Below are 17350 nucleotides of genomic sequence, written 5' to 3'. Positions count from 1 at the left end.
TCAATTTAACGCTTTTTTGCTATAGATAAAATTTAGCAAAGGGCACTTACTGAGGGTCCATGAATCGCTGGTAAACCCTAAGAAATCGCCGGTAGAAGTCCATGAATCGCCGGTAAACCCGAAGAAATCGCCGATAGAAGTCCATGAATCGCTGGTAAACCCGAAGAAATCGCCGGTAGAAGTCCATGAATCGCTGGTAAATTCGAAGAAATCGCCGATAGAAGTCCATGAATCGCCGGTAAACCCGAAGAAATCGCCGGTAGAAGTCCATGAATCGCTGGTAAATTCGAAGAAATCGCCGATAGAAGCCTAGCCGTAGCAAGTGTACATATGCATTTCGTAGTTACTGTGACGACACGAATGAAAAATTTTATGATACAGTTAAGAAGAAAAGTGCTGTATATAGAATATAAAATGCTTACGATCTATGGGAGCTAACGATGATTTGAACAGAAGGGAGGTAGGCTCTTTTGATTAACGACAGTTTAAATACGTGTACGCTAACAGGTATGGTACTCGTATTGGGACTACTCAAAGGGGCTGAAGTGAAAGGTGACTGAATTAACCAGTCCTGTCTCCGAATTAAAAGGAGTTGGGAAAGAAACCGCAGCACACTTAGAAACATTAGGTATTGAAACGATAAATGATTTTTTGTGGACATTCCCACATCGACATGAGGATTTTCGCTTAAAGGATTTAGCACAAACACCTCATAATGAACGTGTGACTGTTGAATGTAAAGTAGAGCGTGAGCCGACTGTATTGTTTTTAGGGCGCAATAAATCTCGCTTGCAGGTGACAGTGCTCGCTGGTCGACATTTAGTAAAGGTAGTATTTTTTAATCAAAACTATTTAAAGCAAAAGCTTGTACCAGGTACTATTGTGACTGTAACGGGGAAATGGGATAGAGGCAGACAAGTGATTAACGGTACAACAGTCACATTTGGCCCGAAAATAGACCAAGTAGACTTTGAACCTGTTTATAGCCTCAAAGGTTTAATACCGCAAAAACGTTTTCGCAAATATATGCGGCAAGTGTTAGATGATTTTGGTGGAGAGCTTCCAGATGCGATTCCACAACATTTGCTGGAGGCCTACAAGCTTGTCTCAATTCGTGATGGTCTTGAAGGTATTCATTTTCCACTAGATGCTGAACACGCCAAACAGGCAAGAAGGCGATTTGCTTATGAGGAATTATTAAACTTTCAGCTTCGTATTCAAGCGTTACGAAAAATTCGTAAGGATAATGAACGTGGTACGATAATACAATTTGACTTGCAAAAGGTACGTGCATTTATCGCTTCATTACCATATGAATTAACTGGAGCACAAAAGCGAGTTGTTAATGAAATTTGCAAGGATTTAAAAGAACCACATCGTATGAATCGTTTACTACAAGGGGATGTTGGTTCGGGAAAAACGGTAGTTGCCGCGATTTGTTTATATGCCGCTGTGACGGCTGGATTTCAAGGAGCGCTAATGGCACCAACGGAAATTTTAGCTGAGCAACATGCTGAAAACTTATTAGAATGGTTTGAGCCATTTGGTGTACGTGTAGCGTTATTGTCGGGCTCAACGAAAACAAAAGAGCGACGTCTATTATTAGCTGCACTTGCGGATGGTGAAATAGATATTGTGATAGGAACGCATGCACTCATACAGCCAGATGTAATATTTAATAGACTTGGCTTTGTAATAACGGATGAACAGCATCGCTTTGGCGTAGAACAACGAAGGATTTTACGTGATAAAGGTGAAAACCCTGATGTGCTCTTTATGACCGCAACACCTATTCCACGAACACTTTCGATTACAGCCTTTGGTGAAATGGACGTTTCGTTGATTGATGAAATGCCAGCGGGGCGTAAAGAAATTGAAACGCATTGGATGAAAAAAGAACAGCTTGGTTCTGTACTGTCCAAACTAGAGCTAGAGCTTCAAGCAGGTAGACAGGCATATGCTATTTGTCCGCTAATTGAAGAATCGGATAAATTGGATGTCCAAAATGCAGTGGAAATTTATGAGCAGCTCGCCTCGTATTTTAATGGTCGCTACAAAGTTGGCTTAATGCATGGCCGCCTACCAGCGGATGAAAAAGATGCTGTGATGCGTGATTTTAGTGAAGGGGACATACAAGTATTGGTATCTACGACAGTTGTTGAAGTCGGGGTAAATGTGCCGAATGCAACGTTTATGGTTGTATACGATGCAGAACGTTTTGGTTTAGCGCAGCTACATCAGCTTCGCGGTCGTGTAGGGCGTGGTGAGCATCAATCCTACTGTGTATTAATCGCTGATCCAAAATCTGATGAAGGAAAAGAGCGAATGCAGTCTATGACTGAAACAAATGACGGTTTCCGACTTGCAGAAAAAGATTTGGAGCTACGGGGACCAGGTGATTTCTTTGGACGTAAGCAAAGTGGCTTGCCTGACTTTAAAGTTGCCGATTTAGTACATGACTATAGGACGCTTGAGACAGCGCGAAAAGATGCTACTGAAATGATTGAAACAGAGGCATTTTGGCATGATGAAACGTATCAATATTTACGTGAGATGCTTGAAAAGTCTGGTGTGCTTCAAGGTGATCGATTTGATTAGTGGTATTTAATGTTGTACTACAAGGAATGCGAGTGCTTGTTTTTGAAAACAAGTCTTGCATTCTTTTTTTATACTCTATATACTGATATTAGTACCAAGTGCTAATAACAACTCAAAAGGTGGCGAATGACGTTGAGACGAACGAAAAAAGAGCGACAGCGATTATTATCTGAAACGATTGCGGAAAATCCATTCGTCACAGATGAACAACTCGCGTCGGAATTTCAGGTAAGTGTTCAAACAATTCGTTTAGATCGTATGGAATTAGCAATTCCAGAATTGCGTGAACGAATTAAAGATGTGGCTTCGAAAACCTATGAAAATGAAGTGAAATCATTACCGATTGATGAAGTAATCGGTGAAATTATTGATATAGAACTAGATAATCGTGCATTATCTATATTTGATGTAAAAGAAGAGCATGTTTTCCAGCGCAATGGCATTGCGCGTGGACATCATTTATTTGCACAGGCAAACTCATTAGCTGTAGCGGTTATTGATGATGAGCTGGCTTTAACAGTGCACTCCAATATTACTTTTGTGAAACCTGTAAGAGCCGGAAATCGTGTTATAACTAAGGCGGTCGTTGTCGGAAGAGATGATGAACGCCATCGTACGAAAGTAGAGATTATATCTACTGTGAATGGTGAAACTGTTTTTGTTGGTGAATTTGATATGTACCGCACGAAAGGTAAAGGTGAATAATAATGAAATTAGCACTTGATGGAATGGGTGGCGACAATGCACCGAAATCAGTAGTGGAAGGTGCATTATTAGCATTAGAACAAATTCCAAATTTGGAAATTCAATTATATGGACAGCAAGAAAAGCTCGACCCATTTTTAAAAATGCACGATCGCTTAACAGTTATCCACTGTGAAGAAGTGGTTGCAGGGACGGATGATCCTGCTCGTGCTGTACGACGTAAAAAGGATTCATCAATGGCAAAAATGATGGATGCGGTTGAAAAAGGAACAGCTGATGCATGTCTTTCAGCTGGCAATACAGGCGCACTTATGGCAGGTGGTTTGTTTAAGGTAGGCCGTATAGAAGGAATTGCACGACCAGCTTTAGCAACGACATTGCCGACGCTTGATGGTAAAGGCTTTTTAATGCTAGACCTAGGGGCAAATGCTGATGCACGACCAGAGCATTTACTGCAATATGCGATTATGGGTGATATTTACGCTAAAAAAGTAGGCGGTCTACAAAAGCCACGTATTGGACTGTTAAATATCGGTACAGAAGATAAAAAAGGAAATGACTTAACAAAGGCAGCTTTTGATTTACTAAAAGAAGCGGATTTGAATTTTGTCGGTAATGTCGAGGCGCGTGATTTACTCGATGGCGTTGCTGATGTTGTTGTAACAGATGGATTTACAGGCAATATGGTGCTGAAGTCGATAGAGGGAACAGCGGGGGCATTGTTTACGATGTTAAAAGAGGCCTTTATGTCTTCTACAAAAACAAAGATTTCAGCAGTACTTATGAAAAGTAATTTACGTGACTTAAAAAATAAAATGGACTACACAGAGTATGGCGGTGCAGGTTTGTTTGGTTTACAAGCGCCTGTTATTAAAGCACATGGATCATCGAATGCAAAAGCAATCTTCAGTGCAATACGTCAGGCAAATACGATGGTAGAGCATACAGTTATTTCAACGATAACAGATACAGTACGTCACTTAGAAATTGACTAACAAAGGGGATTAATAAGAAATGACGAAAATCGCATTTATATTTCCAGGCCAAGGCTCTCAAGCGGTTGGTATGGGCCAAGAATTTGTAAGCAACTCGCAAGAAAGTAAAGCCTTTTACGAAAATGCTGACAAGACACTTGGGTTTGACTTGTCTAAATTAATGTTAGAGGGACCTGCTGAAGAGTTAACGCTAACATATCATGCACAGCCAGCGTTATTAACGACAGGCGTTATGGTCGCTGAGAAATTACGTGCTGCAGGCATTACACCAAATTATGCTGCTGGTCACTCACTTGGAGAATATGGTGCATTAGTTATCGCAGGCGTATTATCGTTTGAAGATGCTGTTACTATTGTTCATAAACGTGGTTTATTTATGAACGAAGCGGTGCCAGCAGGGCAAGGTGCAATGGCTGCTATTCTTGGGATGGAGCTTGATGTATTGCATGAAGTGACTGCAAAAGTAACTGCTGATGGCGATGTAGTACAAGTTGCAAACGTTAACTGTCCAGGACAAATCGTTATTTCTGGAACAAAAGAAGGCGTTGACAAGGCTTCAGTCGTTGCTAAAGAAGCGGGTGCTAAACGCGCGATTCCATTAGTAGTAAGTGGACCTTTCCATTCAGAATTAATGCGACCATCGTCTAGTCAATTACAAGCAACATTAGCAGATATTACGTTATCAGCACCACAAATCCCTGTAATTGGCAACGTTAAAGCAAAAGAATTGCTAGATGTGCCAGCTATTCAACAGGAATTAGTGGAACAGGTTTATAGCGCTGTACAATGGGAAGCGTCCGTTCGTGAAATGATTGCTCAAGGCGTCGATGTTTTCATCGAGTGTGGACCTGGTAAAGTTTTAAGTGGCTTAGTAAAGAAAATAGATCGTTCATTGGCAACGTATTGTGTATATGATGAAGCTTCATTAGAAGCAGTATTAGAAGCGTCGAAGGAGTGGTCAATCAATGCGTAAATTAGAAGGTAAAGTTGCAGTTGTAACAGGTGCTTCACGAGGAATCGGACGTGCGATTGCGTTAAAGCTTGCTGATGAAGGTGCAAAGGTTATCGTAAACTATAGTGGCTCACAAGCAAAAGCAGAAGAAGTTGTTGCGGCAATTCAAGCAAATGGTGGCGAAGCGCTTGCTGTCCAGGCAAGTGTTTCAAAAACAGAAGAAGTAACTGCTTTAATGGATGCAGCAGTCAAAACATTTGGTTCACTTGATATTTTAGTTAATAATGCAGGTATTACACGCGATAATTTATTAATGCGAATGAAGGAAGACGAATGGGACGATGTTCTTAATACAAACTTAAAAGGTGTATTCCTTTGTACAAAAGCTGTAACTCGTCAAATGATGAAGCAACGTGCAGGCCGTATTATCAATATTTCTTCTATCGTTGGAGTAGCAGGCAATGCTGGGCAAGCTAACTATGTAGCGGCAAAAGCGGGCGTAATTGGCTTAACAAAAACAACTGCTAAGGAACTTGCATCACGTAATATTTTAGTTAATGCGATTGCACCAGGCTTTATTGAAACAGAAATGACTGAACAGCTTCCAGAAGATTTAAAACAAGGTATGCTTACGCAAATTCCACTTGCTAAACTAGGGCAACCAGAGGATATTGCGAAAGCTGTTGTGTTTTTAGCTTCTGATGATGCAAACTATATGACAGGCCAAACGCTACATATTGACGGTGGCATGGTAATGTAATATTATGCTATAGCATAAATATAAATTTTTTGTATAATCATTTGAGGGGAGGTGAAAGTTTTGACTACAGTATTAGAACGCGTAACAAAAGTAATCGTGGACCGTTTAGGTGTTGAAGAAAGTGAAGTAACATTAGAAGCTTCTTTCCGTGATGATTTAGGTGCTGACTCATTAGACGTTGTTGAGCTTGTTATGGAGCTTGAAGACGAATTCGATATGGAAATTTCTGATGAAGATGCTGAAAAAATCACAACAGTAGGTTCTGCTATTTCATACATCGAAGGTAAAATTAACTAATCGCCTCTTGGCAGATGTTATAGATTTCGAACGCAGCCTTTTGAGGTTGCATATTAAAAATCTGATTACATTGTAATACTTACATCAAAGCATAATCGCAAAAGCATTTTATGCTTTGATGTATTTTAAAGGTACGAAATGGTTCGTTTTTCGAACGATTTGCGTGCCTTTTTTTATTTTTGTTAAAAAATTACGTTAAAACTTCCAAAACATTGTATTTCAGCCGAAATACTTTTGCATAAATGCCTTGAAAAAGGTACACTAAGACGGTAGAAACTATTAGGAAGGCAGATTGTTCAATGGCTATGAGAAGAAAAGGAACTATGCAGAAATCAGGCGTACTTCCTGAAAAGGTACGCAATCAATTCGAGCTGTTACAGCATGAATTAAATATCACATTTATTAATAAAAATTTATTGTATCAAGCATTCACGCATTCATCTTATGTGAATGAGCATCGCCGTAAATTGTTTACGGATAATGAGCGTCTCGAATTTTTAGGCGACGCAGTACTTGAACTATCTGTTTCTAAATACCTTTTTGAGAAATACCCGCATATGAGCGAGGGCGAATTAACAAAACTACGCGCATCGATTGTTTGTGAGCCATCACTTGTTATTTTTGCAAATGAATTAGGCTTTGGTCGCTTTGTATTGCTTGGAAAAGGTGAAGAATTAACAGGAGGACGGGAACGCCCAGCGCTACTTGCAGATGTTTTTGAATCATTTGTGGGTGCTCTTTATTTAGATCAGGATTTGCAAACGGTCGTGACGTTTTTAGAACGAATCGTGTTCCCAAAAGTAGAAGTCGGTGCTTTTTCGCATGTGATGGATTTTAAAAGCCAGTTACAAGAAATGGTACAGCAAACAAACAACGGTCTTCTTCATTATGAGATTATCGATGAAAAGGGCCCAGCGCATAACCGTACCTTTGTATCGAGCGTGCTATTAAATGGACAAGAGCTTGGAATCGGTAGAGGAAAATCGAAAAAAGAAGCTGAACAACAAGCAGCACAATGCGCTATGCGTATGATGCGTGAGCATTCTGCTAAAGAGGAGGCTTAATAGATGTTCCTAAAACGACTCGAAGTGATTGGCTTTAAATCTTTTGCGGAGCGCATTGGTATTGATTTTGTACCAGGAGTTACAGCTGTTGTTGGACCTAATGGCAGTGGAAAAAGTAATGTAACTGATGCTATTCGTTGGGTACTCGGGGAGCAATCGGCAAAGTCGTTGCGTGGGGCAAAAATGGAAGATGTTATTTTTGCTGGGAGTGACTCTCGAAAGCCACTAAACTTTGCAGAGGTAACATTAATTTTAGATAATACTGATGAGCAGCTTGCTTTTTCGTATACAGAGGTAAGCGTAACAAGACGCGTATACCGTTCAGGTGATAGTGAATATTTATTAAATAACCAGCAGTGTCGCCTGAAGGATATTACGGACTTGTTTATGGACTCAGGACTTGGGAAAGAGGCTTTTTCGATTATTTCGCAAGGCCGTGTCGATGAAATTTTAAATAGCCGCCCTGACGACCGCCGCTCAATATTTGAAGAGGCGGCTGGTGTATTAAAATACAAGCTTCGAAAGAAAAAAGCTGAGCATAAATTAGTAGAAACAGATGAAAACTTATACCGTGTTTTAGATATTTTGCATGAGTTAGATAGCCGTTTGGAGCCTTTGCAAATCCAAGCTTCTAGCGCAAGAGATTATGTGCAAATGTCCACGGAGCTTAAGGATTTTGATATTGCGATTCTTGTGCACGATTTAAAAAATTGTGCACAATCTTTGCATGCATTGAAAGAAGAGCATACGCAACTATCTGAAACAGAGCAAAAACATGCTAGTAATATTCAAGCTTTCGAAACACAATCTACAGTAATTCGTAAACATTTAAAAGAGCTTGATGTGGAGCTGGATGCTGCTCAATCGGACCTTGTTGATGCAACAATGGAAATGGAGCGTTGGGATGGTCGTAAAGCTTTAATGGCTGAAAAGCGTCAAAATGCAACGAACCAATTACAGCAGTTAAATGCATCATTACAAGAAGCGAAAAATGAAGTAGAGGACCTAACTGCACAAGAGCTTGAGAAAAAACAGTTGTTTACTGAAAAGCAACAAGAAGTTTTAACTTTAAAGCAAATTATTAAGCAATTAGAGCAATCATTAAATCGTTCTGTTACAGAGATAGAACAAGAAATTGAAGAGCATAAAAACCGTTATATCGATTCGTTAAATGAAGAAGCAACAGTAAAAAATGAATTGAAAAATATCGATCAACAACTATCGCAACAAAAAGCGATGGCTGCGCGAATGACCGACCAAACGGATGAAATTGGGCAAGAGCTTATTGAAGTTGTAACTGAGAAAGAATCGCTTGTTGGCACATATACTGCAACTACGACTGAACTGCAACAAAAGCTAGAGCAATATGAAGCATTGCAAATTCAGTTTAAAAAAGTGAATAGTTCCTTTAACGAGAAGCAGGAAATGCTTTACAAGGCTTATCAGCATCAGCAACAATTAAAAGCTAGAAAAGACACGTTAGCAGAATTAGAAGCAGACTTCTCAGGCTTCTTCCACGGAGTTAAGGAAGTATTATTGGCCCGTGACAAAGGTGAATTATTTGGCATTGAAGGAGCAGTTGCAGAATTAATTCAGGTTAATGGTAAATATTCACAAGCGATTGAAACAGCTTTAGGTGCTGCATCACAACATATTGTGACGTCGAATGAACAGAATGCTCAACAGGCAATCAAATGGTTAAAACAAAAAAGAGCAGGTCGAGCGACATTTTTACCGAAAACGGTCATGAAATCGCGCAAAATTAATTTATCATCGATACAGCTTGTCACTGAGCATCCAGCATTCGTGCAAATGGCAGATGCACTGGTGACGTTCGATGAAAATAATCGCTCCATTGTAGAAAATTTACTTGGTAATGTGATCGTGGCAGCAAATTTAGAAGGTGCTAGCCAAATTGCACGCTTATGTGGTTTCCGCTATCGTGTAGTAACGCTCGAAGGAGATATTGTCAATGCTGGGGGTTCTTTAACGGGTGGTGCTGCCAAACAACAATCTTCACTATTTACGAGAAAAGCGGAGCTAGATGGTCTAATTGCTAAACTAGAAGCGTTAAAAACAACCATTTATAGTGCAGAACAGTCTGTAGCAACAGAAAAGGAAACATTGTCATCATTGCGTGACGCAGTGGAACAATTAAAACTAGAAGGCGATCAGCTACGTAAAGAAGAGATGCAACAAGCAAGTCGTATTCGGGAATTAGAAGTTGTTGAAAAAAGCTTGTCAGCCCGAGTGTCCTATGCTTCCAATGAAACGCAGGATGTGAAGACACGTGAAGAAGCACTGCTTGCTCAAAAGGAAGCAGCAACGACGCGTTTAGCAGCTCTTGCAATAGAATTAACAGCGATTAATGAAACTGTAGAGCAGCTAGGTAAAGTTAAATTACAAAGTGAAACGGAAAAGGATGTTCTTCGTGAGCAGACTGCAGAAAAACGTTCACAATTAGCGGTTATGCAGGAGCAAATGTCCCAAGTACAAATTGTAACGGCAGAACTTGCTCTACAATTAAACAAAGCTCGACAAAAAGTCGACAATATTTCTCAGGAAATAATATGGCTTCAATCCGATGAATCGACAAAACTGTTGAGTGATGAAGAAGTAGAGGAGCAAGTCACAACTTGGAAAGCAAGAAGAGAAACGTTACAAGTTACAATTTCACAGAAAAAAGATAAAAAAGCAGCCCAACAACTAGAGCTAACAACGTTAGAAGAGCAGCTAAAGGAATTGCAACGTATACATAAAGGCTTCATTGAAGCAATACGTGCGAATGAATTAAAGCGAAGCCGCGTAGAATTTGAGATGAATAATTATAATAATCAGCTCGAAGAAAACTATCAACTAACGTTTGAAGAAGCAATGGAAGTAGCCTTATCAATTGAAGATGAAGAGCACATGCGACGTCGTGTCAAGCTATTGAAAAAGTCCATTGAAGAATTAGGTCCTGTGAATTTAAGTGCAATTGATGAATTTGAGCGTGTTCAAGAGCGTCATTCTTTTTTAACAGAGCAGCGTGAGGATTTACTTGCAGCACAAGATACTTTACACGAAGCAATTAAAGAAATGGATGAAGAAATGACATTGCGTTTTAGTGAGACGTTTTTTGCCATTCGTGAGCAATTCAAACATGTATTCCGCGAATTATTTGGTGGTGGTCAAGCGGATTTAGTATTACTAGATCCAGACAATATGCTTGATACAGGCATTGAAATTGTTGCACAACCACCTGGTAAAAAGCTGCAAAATTTAAGTTTGCTTTCTGGTGGTGAACGTGCACTTACTGCGATTGCTTTACTATTCTCCATTTTAAATATTAGACCTGTGCCTTTCTGTATTCTCGATGAAGTAGAAGCGGCATTAGATGAAGCAAATGTTGTTCGATACAGCGAATATTTGAAGAAGTTTAGTCGCAATACCCAATTTATTGTCATTACACATCGTAAAGGTACAATGGAGGGAGCTGACGTACTGTATGGTATTACGATGCAGGAATCAGGTGTATCAAAACTTGTATCAGTAAAATTAGAAGATGAACCCGTACTTGCGGAGCAAAGGAGCGAACAAGCATGAGTTTTTTTAAACGTTTAAAAGATAAGTTGATTGGAAATCCAACAGAAGAAGAAAAAGTAGAAGCTACAGGTGAAGAGCAGTCAGCCGATTTACAGCTCGAAGACACAGCGGAGCCTGCCCTGCTTGAAACAACTAACGTAGAAGTAGATGTAGAAGTAGAAGAAAAGCTAGATGAATCACCAAGTGAGGACATTCCTGTTTTAGAGGCTACCGATATAGCGGAGGAAGAAAAACAGGAAGAAGTACTGGAAATCGCCGTTGTAGAGCAAGAGGTACCAGAAAAAAAACCTTCTGCTTGGTCCATTACACAAAAGTTTAAAGCTGGTCTTGAAAAAACACGAAATTCATTTACTTCAAAGGTCAATGATTTAGTTGCACGTTACCGCAAAGTAGACGAAGATTTCTTTGAAGAACTAGAAGATTTATTATTACAAGCAGACGTTGGCTTTGAAACAGTGATGGAGCTTATGGATAAATTACGCTACGAGGTTCAGCGTAAAAATATTAAAGATACAAACGGTATTCAAGCGATTATTTCTGAAAAGCTTGTAGAAATTTATGAGCAAGGTGAAGAAGCTTTAATTGACCTAAATATGCAACCTAATGGTGAGCTAACTGTTATTTTATTTGTTGGCGTAAACGGTGTTGGGAAAACAACAACAATTGGTAAATTAGCACATCGTCTAAATTTAGAAGGTAAAACGGTTGTATTAGCAGCTGGTGATACGTTCCGTGCAGGTGCGATTGATCAATTACAAGTTTGGGGAGACCGTGTTGGCTGTGAAGTTATTAAGCAGTCTGAGGGTTCTGATCCAGCAGCGGTCATGTATGATGCGATACGTGCTGCCAAAAACCGTAAAGCGGACGTATTAATTTGTGATACTGCGGGTCGCCTACAAAACAAAGTGAACTTAATGAATGAGCTTGAAAAAGTACATCGTGTTATTTCGCGGGAAATACCAAATGCACCTCATGAGGTATTGTTAGCACTAGATGCGACTACTGGTCAAAATGCGCTTGTGCAGGCTCAAACGTTTAAAGAAGTAACAAACGTAACAGGTATTGTCTTGACGAAACTTGATGGTACTGCAAAGGGTGGTATTGTGCTAGCCATTCGAAATAAATTGCACATCCCTGTGAAATTCGTAGGTCTTGGTGAAAAGATGGACGATTTACAGCCATTTGATGCAGAACGTTATGTATATGGCTTGTTTGCAGAAGGTTTAGATAAAGAGCTACAAAATAGCGAAGATTAACGATAGCTATTTATAGTGGATAGAATGAGCGCTCGACTGTAAAAAGGTGAAATGTGTTGTTTAAAAGAGAAATACTAGCTAATGATGGAAGATTACTTAAATCAGCTAATAGAAGGCTTTTAGACAAGGAGATTACCTTGACACAGACGGGCGCTTTTCGTTATGATACAAATGACAAACAACGGGGGGAGAAACTCGATGCTACTTGAAAAAACAACACGCATGAACTTTCTCTTCGACTTTTATCAAGCACTATTAACAGATAAGCAAAGAAGTTATATGGAACTGTATTATTTAGATGATCACTCACTTGGAGAAATCGCTGAATCATACGGGATTTCACGTCAAGCTGTTTATGATAATATTCGTCGAACTGAAGCGATGCTTGAAGAATATGAAGAAAAACTATGTTTACTGGAAAAATTTCAACAACGTACGCAAATGCTTGCTCGACTTACAGCTGGGATTAAGGAAAAAAGTATGACGGTTGAGGAGCAGTTGGCGCTTATTGAGCAGTTAAAAGAATGGGATTAGGAGGCGAAAGCAGTGGCTTTTGAAGGATTAGCGGAACGACTCCAAGGAACGATCCAAAAGATTAAAGGTAAAGGAAAAGTATCGGAACAAGACGTAAAAGAAATGATGCGTGAAGTCCGATTTGCTTTAATCGAGGCGGATGTTAACTTAAAAGTAGTCAAAGAATTCGTTAAAAAGGTAAGTGAACGTGCTGTTGGCGTAGATGTTATGCAAAGCTTAACACCAGGTCAACAAGTAATTAAAATCGTTCAAGACGAATTAACACAGCTGATGGGCGGTGAACAAAGCCCGATTAAATTTAATACGAAGCCACCAACTGTCATTATGATGGTCGGTTTGCAAGGTGCGGGTAAAACAACAACTACTGGGAAATTAGCCAATGTTTTACGAAAAAAATATAATCGTAAACCATTATTAGTTGCTGCTGACGTTTATCGACCTGCTGCGGTTCAGCAATTACAAACATTAGGAAAGCAATTATCTTTACCTGTTTTTGCTTTAGGCACAGACGTATCACCAGTTGAAATCGCACGCCAGGCAATTGAACTAGCAAAAGAAGAGCATCATGATGTCGTAATTATTGATACTGCGGGTCGCTTGCATATCGATGAGGATTTAATGCAAGAATTAAAGGATATTCGTGCGCTTAAAGAGCCGGATGAAGTATTCCTAGTAGTAGATGCTATGACAGGTCAGGACGCTGTAAACGTTGCGGACAGCTTTAATGAGGCTGTCGGCATTACAGGTGTTGTATTAACTAAGCTCGATGGGGATACACGTGGTGGTGCGGCATTATCGATCCGTTCTGTAACACAGAAGCCGATTAAATTTGTCGGTATGGGTGAAAAAATGGACGCTCTTGAACCGTTCCATCCAGAGCGTATGGCATCTCGTATTTTAGGTATGGGTGACGTTTTATCACTAATTGAGAAGGCGCAGGCAAACGTCGATGAAGCAAAAGCGAAAGAACTAGAAGAAAAGTTCAAAACGCAAAGCTTTACACTCGATGATTTTGTTGAGCAATTACAACAAGTGAAGAAAATGGGCCCGCTCGATGAAATATTAAAAATGCTACCAGGCGCAGGCAAAATTAAAGGGTTAGATAATGTCAAAGTAGACGATAAGCAAATGGGCCGCGTAGAAGCCATTATTTACTCTATGACAAAGGCTGAAAAGACAAATCCTGAAATTATTAACGGCAACCGTAAAAAACGTATTGCAAAAGGTTCAGGTACGTCAATTCAAGAGGTAAATCGTTTGTTAAAACAATTTGACGAAATGAAAAAAATGATGAAACAAATGACAGGTATGGCTACTGGTAAAGGCAAGAAAAAGATGAAATTACCTGGCTTTGATTCATTGTTTAAATAATATTTTATAGGTGTTAAGAAAAAACACTTTACAAACAACATAAACATTGATAATATACTATCTTGTGTGAAACTTATTCGGAGGTGCTATTAAAATGGCAGTTAAAATTCGCTTAAAACGTATGGGAGCTAAAAAATCTCCTTTCTATCGTATCGTAGTTGCAGACGCTCGTTCACCACGTGACGGTCGTTCAATCGAAACAGTTGGTACTTACAACCCACTAACTCAACCAGCTACTGTAAACATTGATGAAGAGAAAGCTCTTAAATGGTTAGCTGACGGTGCAAAACCATCAGATACAGTACGTAACTTGTTCTCAGAACAAGGTATCATGGAAAAATTCCATAACCAAAAATTCAGTAAATAATCGGGGGAGACGTCTTTGAAGCAGCTGATTGAAGCAATCGTTTTACCGTTAGTCGATTATCCAGAAGAAGTTCGTATTGAGACGGACGAAAATGCAAATCGAATTGTTTATAAACTTTTTGTTCATCCAGAGGATCGAGGGAAAGTCATAGGCAAACAAGGGCGAGTGGCGAAAGCGATTCGTACAATTGTTTATTCAGCGGCAGGTAGTCACCATCAAAAAAAGACTTACGTCGATATATTGGATTAATAAAAAGATTTTCACGCTCGTTTACACGCGAGAAGGTAACAATGTAGCAACTATGCAACCTGTCGCCATTTTGCACTGAAGAATTCTAACAACTAGAATTCGACGGGACAGTAAATGTGTAGCGTAAAATCTGGATAGAAGAGGGGGGAGCTTGCTGGTTCCTTCCTTTTTTTATATAGTACGGATATATAACGTTATAGAGGTGAAATGGATGGAATGGTTTAATGTAGGTCGTATTGTCAACACGCACGGTATCCGTGGTGAAGTACGTATATTATCGACTACAGATTTTGAAGAAGAGCGCTTTGCGGTGGGAAAAAAGATTGCAGCGTTTAAAAAAGACGATAAAAAGCCAACGTGGGTAACAATTCAATCGGTACGCCGCCATAAAAACTTTATTTTATTAACATTTGAAGGCATGGATAATATCAACTTTGTCGAACCGTTCAAAGAAGGAATGCTGAAAATCACGAAAGATCAAATGACCGATGATTTATTACAAGAAAATGAATTTTTCTTCCATGAAATTATTGGCTGTACAGTTGTATCTGAAGAAGGCGAAACAATTGGTGAAGTGAAAGATATTCTGCAAACAGGTGCCAATGATGTATGGGTAGTGAAAGGTGCAAAAAAAGAACACTACATTCCATATATTGAAGACATCGTAAAAAATATTGATGTGGTAGAAAAGAAAATCGTCATTCATGTGATGGAAGGCTTGCTATGATGAATATTCATGTGTTAAGCCTGTTTCCTGATATGTTCTCTGGCGTGTTTGGAGCATCGATACTAAAAAAAGCGCAGGAAAAAGGTGCTGTAAAGCTAGAAGTTTCCGATATTCGTGCATTTTCAGGCAACAAGCATAATCAAGTAGATGATTATCCTTATGGTGGCGGTGCAGGGATGGTATTGAAGCCAGAACCGATGTTTAGCGCTGTAGAGGCAATTACAGCAGGTAGAAAGCCACGCATCATTTTAATGTGTCCGCAAGGTGAACGATTCACCCAAAAAAAAGCTGAGGAGCTAGCGCAAGAAAGCGAATTAGTGTTTTTATGTGGTCACTATGAAGGCTATGATGAACGCATTCGTCAACACCTAGTAACCGACGAAATTTCAATTGGAGATTTTGTGTTAACAGGTGGAGAGTTAGGCGCAATGACGGTTATTGATAGTGTAGTACGGCTTTTACCTGGTGTTTTAGGACAAGAGGATTCCCACATTCAAGATTCCTTTTCAACGGGTCTGCTAGAACACCCACATTATACGCGACCTGCTGAATTTCGAGGCATGCAAGTACCTGAAGTATTATTATCGGGCAATCATGCGAAAATCGACCAATGGCGCGAAGAACAATCGTTAAAAAGAACATTCGAGCGTCGCCCAGATCTACTCGAGCATTATCCATTAACAGACAAGCAAAAATTGTATTTAGAAAAACTTAAAAAAGAACTATAAAGATACTTGCTTGCATGCAGTATATGTGATAACATCTATTCTGTGCTTCTATGTGAAGTGCTGAATTACGGTGTTCCGCTGTGGCATAGATTGCGTGCAAGAGCATCTGTCTAAGGAGAGAAAACAATGTCAAACATTATTACAGAAATTACTAAAGCTCAGCTTCGTACTGATCTACCTGCTTTCCGTCCTGGTGATACTGTTAAGGTACACGTGAAAGTAGTAGAGGGTACACGTGAACGTGTCCAAGTATACGAAGGTGTAGTTATCAAACGTCGTGGTGGCGGGATTAGCGAAACTTTCACAGTTCGTAAAATTTCTTACGGTGTAGGTGTTGAGCGTACATTCCCTGTACACACACCAAAAATCGCTAACTTAGAAGTTGTACGTCGTGGTAAAGTACGTCGTGCTAAACTTTACTACCTACGTAACCTACGTGGTAAAGCTGCTCGTATTAAAGAAATTCGATAATTATGACTTAAAAGTGAGGGGCTTGTATTGCAAGCTCCTTTTCTTTTTGCTTGTCATCTTAAATAATAATCATCTAAAATGAGGATGAGGATAGACAAGGGGGCAATTCATAATGGAAAAACAAGTGAAAGAAAAGAATGAATTATGGGAATGGACAAAGGCGCTTTTAATTGCATTTGCGATTGCAGCAGTTATTCGTTATTTTTTATTTACACCAATTGCAGTTGATGGTGAGTCCATGATGCCAACCCTTGAAGATGGCGACCGAATGATTGTTAATAAAATCGGTTATAAAATTGGCGAACCAAAGCGCTTTGATATTGTTGTGTTCCATGCACCAGAACAAAAAAACTACATTAAACGTGTAATTGGGTTACCAGGTGAAACGTTAGAATATAAAGATGATCAGCTATACATTAACGGTGAGCCGATAGACGAGCCTTATTTAGATGCCTACAAAGCTAAAATTACAGAGGGTACATTAACGGAAGATTTTACGTTAAATGACATTGATGTATCACTTAATGATGTAATTCCAGAGGGCTATGTTTTTGTTATGGGGGATAATCGTCGTTATAGTAAGGATAGCCGTCATATCGGAATCGTTGATCAAAAAGAAATCATAGGTAATACGAGGCTTATTTTCTGGCCGTATAGCGATATTAAAATTGTGAAGTAATGTTTGAAAGGG

At 39.5% G+C, this 17350-nt stretch carries 17 protein-coding genes; all 17 read left to right on the top strand.

What is annotated here, in order from left to right; all coding sequences use genetic code 11:
• The first annotated feature begins 552 nt into the window (after positions 1-552).
• The 17 genes from recG (at position 553) to lepB (ending at position 17338) form a co-directional block, all read left to right on the top strand.
• Positions 553-2598, top strand: coding sequence for an ATP-dependent DNA helicase RecG (gene recG / locus ACQKNX_RS13895; protein ID WP_427429376.1), 2046 nt, complete (start codon positions 553-555; stop codon positions 2596-2598).
• A gap of 132 nt (positions 2599-2730) precedes the next feature.
• Complete coding sequence (fapR, locus tag ACQKNX_RS13890) at positions 2731-3303, top strand: transcription factor FapR (protein WP_340825879.1); 573 nt, start codon at positions 2731-2733, stop codon at positions 3301-3303.
• 2 nt (positions 3304-3305) lie between these two features.
• Entirely contained in the window at positions 3306-4298 is a 993-nt protein-coding gene (gene plsX, locus ACQKNX_RS13885; protein ID WP_427429375.1) for a phosphate acyltransferase PlsX, read from the top strand.
• A gap of 19 nt (positions 4299-4317) precedes the next feature.
• Positions 4318-5271 carry an ACP S-malonyltransferase gene (gene fabD / locus ACQKNX_RS13880; RefSeq protein WP_427429374.1) on the top strand — a complete coding sequence of 318 codons (954 nt, stop codon included), beginning with the start codon at positions 4318-4320 and terminating at the stop codon, positions 5269-5271.
• Positions 5264-6010: a 3-oxoacyl-[acyl-carrier-protein] reductase gene (gene fabG / locus ACQKNX_RS13875; protein ID WP_401020407.1), complete on the top strand. Its 747-nt coding sequence runs from the start codon at positions 5264-5266 to the stop codon at positions 6008-6010. The genes fabD and fabG overlap by 8 nt, the downstream gene beginning before the upstream one ends.
• 60 nt (positions 6011-6070) lie before the next feature.
• A complete protein-coding gene (gene acpP / locus ACQKNX_RS13870; protein WP_340825875.1) occupies positions 6071-6307 on the top strand; it encodes an acyl carrier protein in 237 nt (78 codons plus the stop codon).
• Between the two features lie 299 nt (positions 6308-6606).
• The gene (gene rnc / locus ACQKNX_RS13865; protein ID WP_401009494.1) at positions 6607-7371 is read left to right on the top strand and encodes a ribonuclease III; all 765 of its coding nucleotides are present in this window, start codon (positions 6607-6609) and stop codon (positions 7369-7371) included.
• Positions 7372-7374: 3 nt separating this feature from the next.
• Positions 7375-10956 carry a chromosome segregation protein SMC gene (smc, locus tag ACQKNX_RS13860; RefSeq protein ID WP_427429373.1) on the top strand — a complete coding sequence of 1194 codons (3582 nt, stop codon included), beginning with the start codon at positions 7375-7377 and terminating at the stop codon, positions 10954-10956.
• Positions 10953-12212 carry a signal recognition particle-docking protein FtsY gene (gene ftsY / locus ACQKNX_RS13855; protein ID WP_427429372.1) on the top strand — a complete coding sequence of 420 codons (1260 nt, stop codon included), beginning with the start codon at positions 10953-10955 and terminating at the stop codon, positions 12210-12212. The genes smc and ftsY overlap by 4 nt, the downstream gene beginning before the upstream one ends.
• A 198-nt stretch (positions 12213-12410) precedes the next feature.
• Positions 12411-12746 (top strand): putative DNA-binding protein, encoded by a 336-nt coding sequence (locus tag ACQKNX_RS13850; RefSeq protein ID WP_427429371.1) that lies wholly within the window; start codon positions 12411-12413, stop codon positions 12744-12746.
• A gap of 12 nt (positions 12747-12758) precedes the next feature.
• The gene (ffh, locus tag ACQKNX_RS13845) at positions 12759-14117 is read left to right on the top strand and encodes a signal recognition particle protein (RefSeq protein ID WP_427429370.1); all 1359 of its coding nucleotides are present in this window, start codon (positions 12759-12761) and stop codon (positions 14115-14117) included.
• 94 nt (positions 14118-14211) lie between these two features.
• Positions 14212-14484, top strand: coding sequence for a 30S ribosomal protein S16 (gene rpsP / locus ACQKNX_RS13840; RefSeq protein ID WP_024362057.1), 273 nt, complete (start codon positions 14212-14214; stop codon positions 14482-14484).
• Positions 14485-14499: 15 nt separating this feature from the next.
• Positions 14500-14733 (top strand): KH domain-containing protein, encoded by a 234-nt coding sequence (locus tag ACQKNX_RS13835; RefSeq protein WP_004269410.1) that lies wholly within the window; start codon positions 14500-14502, stop codon positions 14731-14733.
• 211 nt (positions 14734-14944) lie between these two features.
• Positions 14945-15460 carry a ribosome maturation factor RimM gene (gene rimM, locus ACQKNX_RS13830; RefSeq protein WP_427429369.1) on the top strand — a complete coding sequence of 172 codons (516 nt, stop codon included), beginning with the start codon at positions 14945-14947 and terminating at the stop codon, positions 15458-15460.
• On the top strand, positions 15460-16188 hold the full coding sequence (trmD, locus tag ACQKNX_RS13825; protein ID WP_427429669.1) for a tRNA (guanosine(37)-N1)-methyltransferase TrmD: 729 nt from the start codon (positions 15460-15462) through the stop codon (positions 16186-16188). Before rimM ends, trmD begins: the two co-directional genes overlap by 1 nt.
• Positions 16189-16314: 126 nt before the next feature.
• Positions 16315-16659, top strand: coding sequence for a 50S ribosomal protein L19 (gene rplS, locus ACQKNX_RS13820; protein ID WP_139860434.1), 345 nt, complete (start codon positions 16315-16317; stop codon positions 16657-16659).
• Positions 16660-16771: 112 nt separating this feature from the next.
• Entirely contained in the window at positions 16772-17338 is a 567-nt protein-coding gene (lepB, locus tag ACQKNX_RS13815) for a signal peptidase I (RefSeq protein ID WP_427429368.1), read from the top strand.
• The last annotated feature ends 12 nt before the right edge of the window (positions 17339-17350 follow it).

This window comes from Lysinibacillus sp. NPDC093712 (assembly GCF_050280025.1).
In the GTDB taxonomy this organism is placed as follows: domain Bacteria; phylum Bacillota; class Bacilli; order Bacillales_A; family Planococcaceae; genus Lysinibacillus.
The sequence above is the reverse complement of the archived record's forward strand: the minus strand, read 5'-3'. Positions and strand labels throughout refer to the sequence as shown.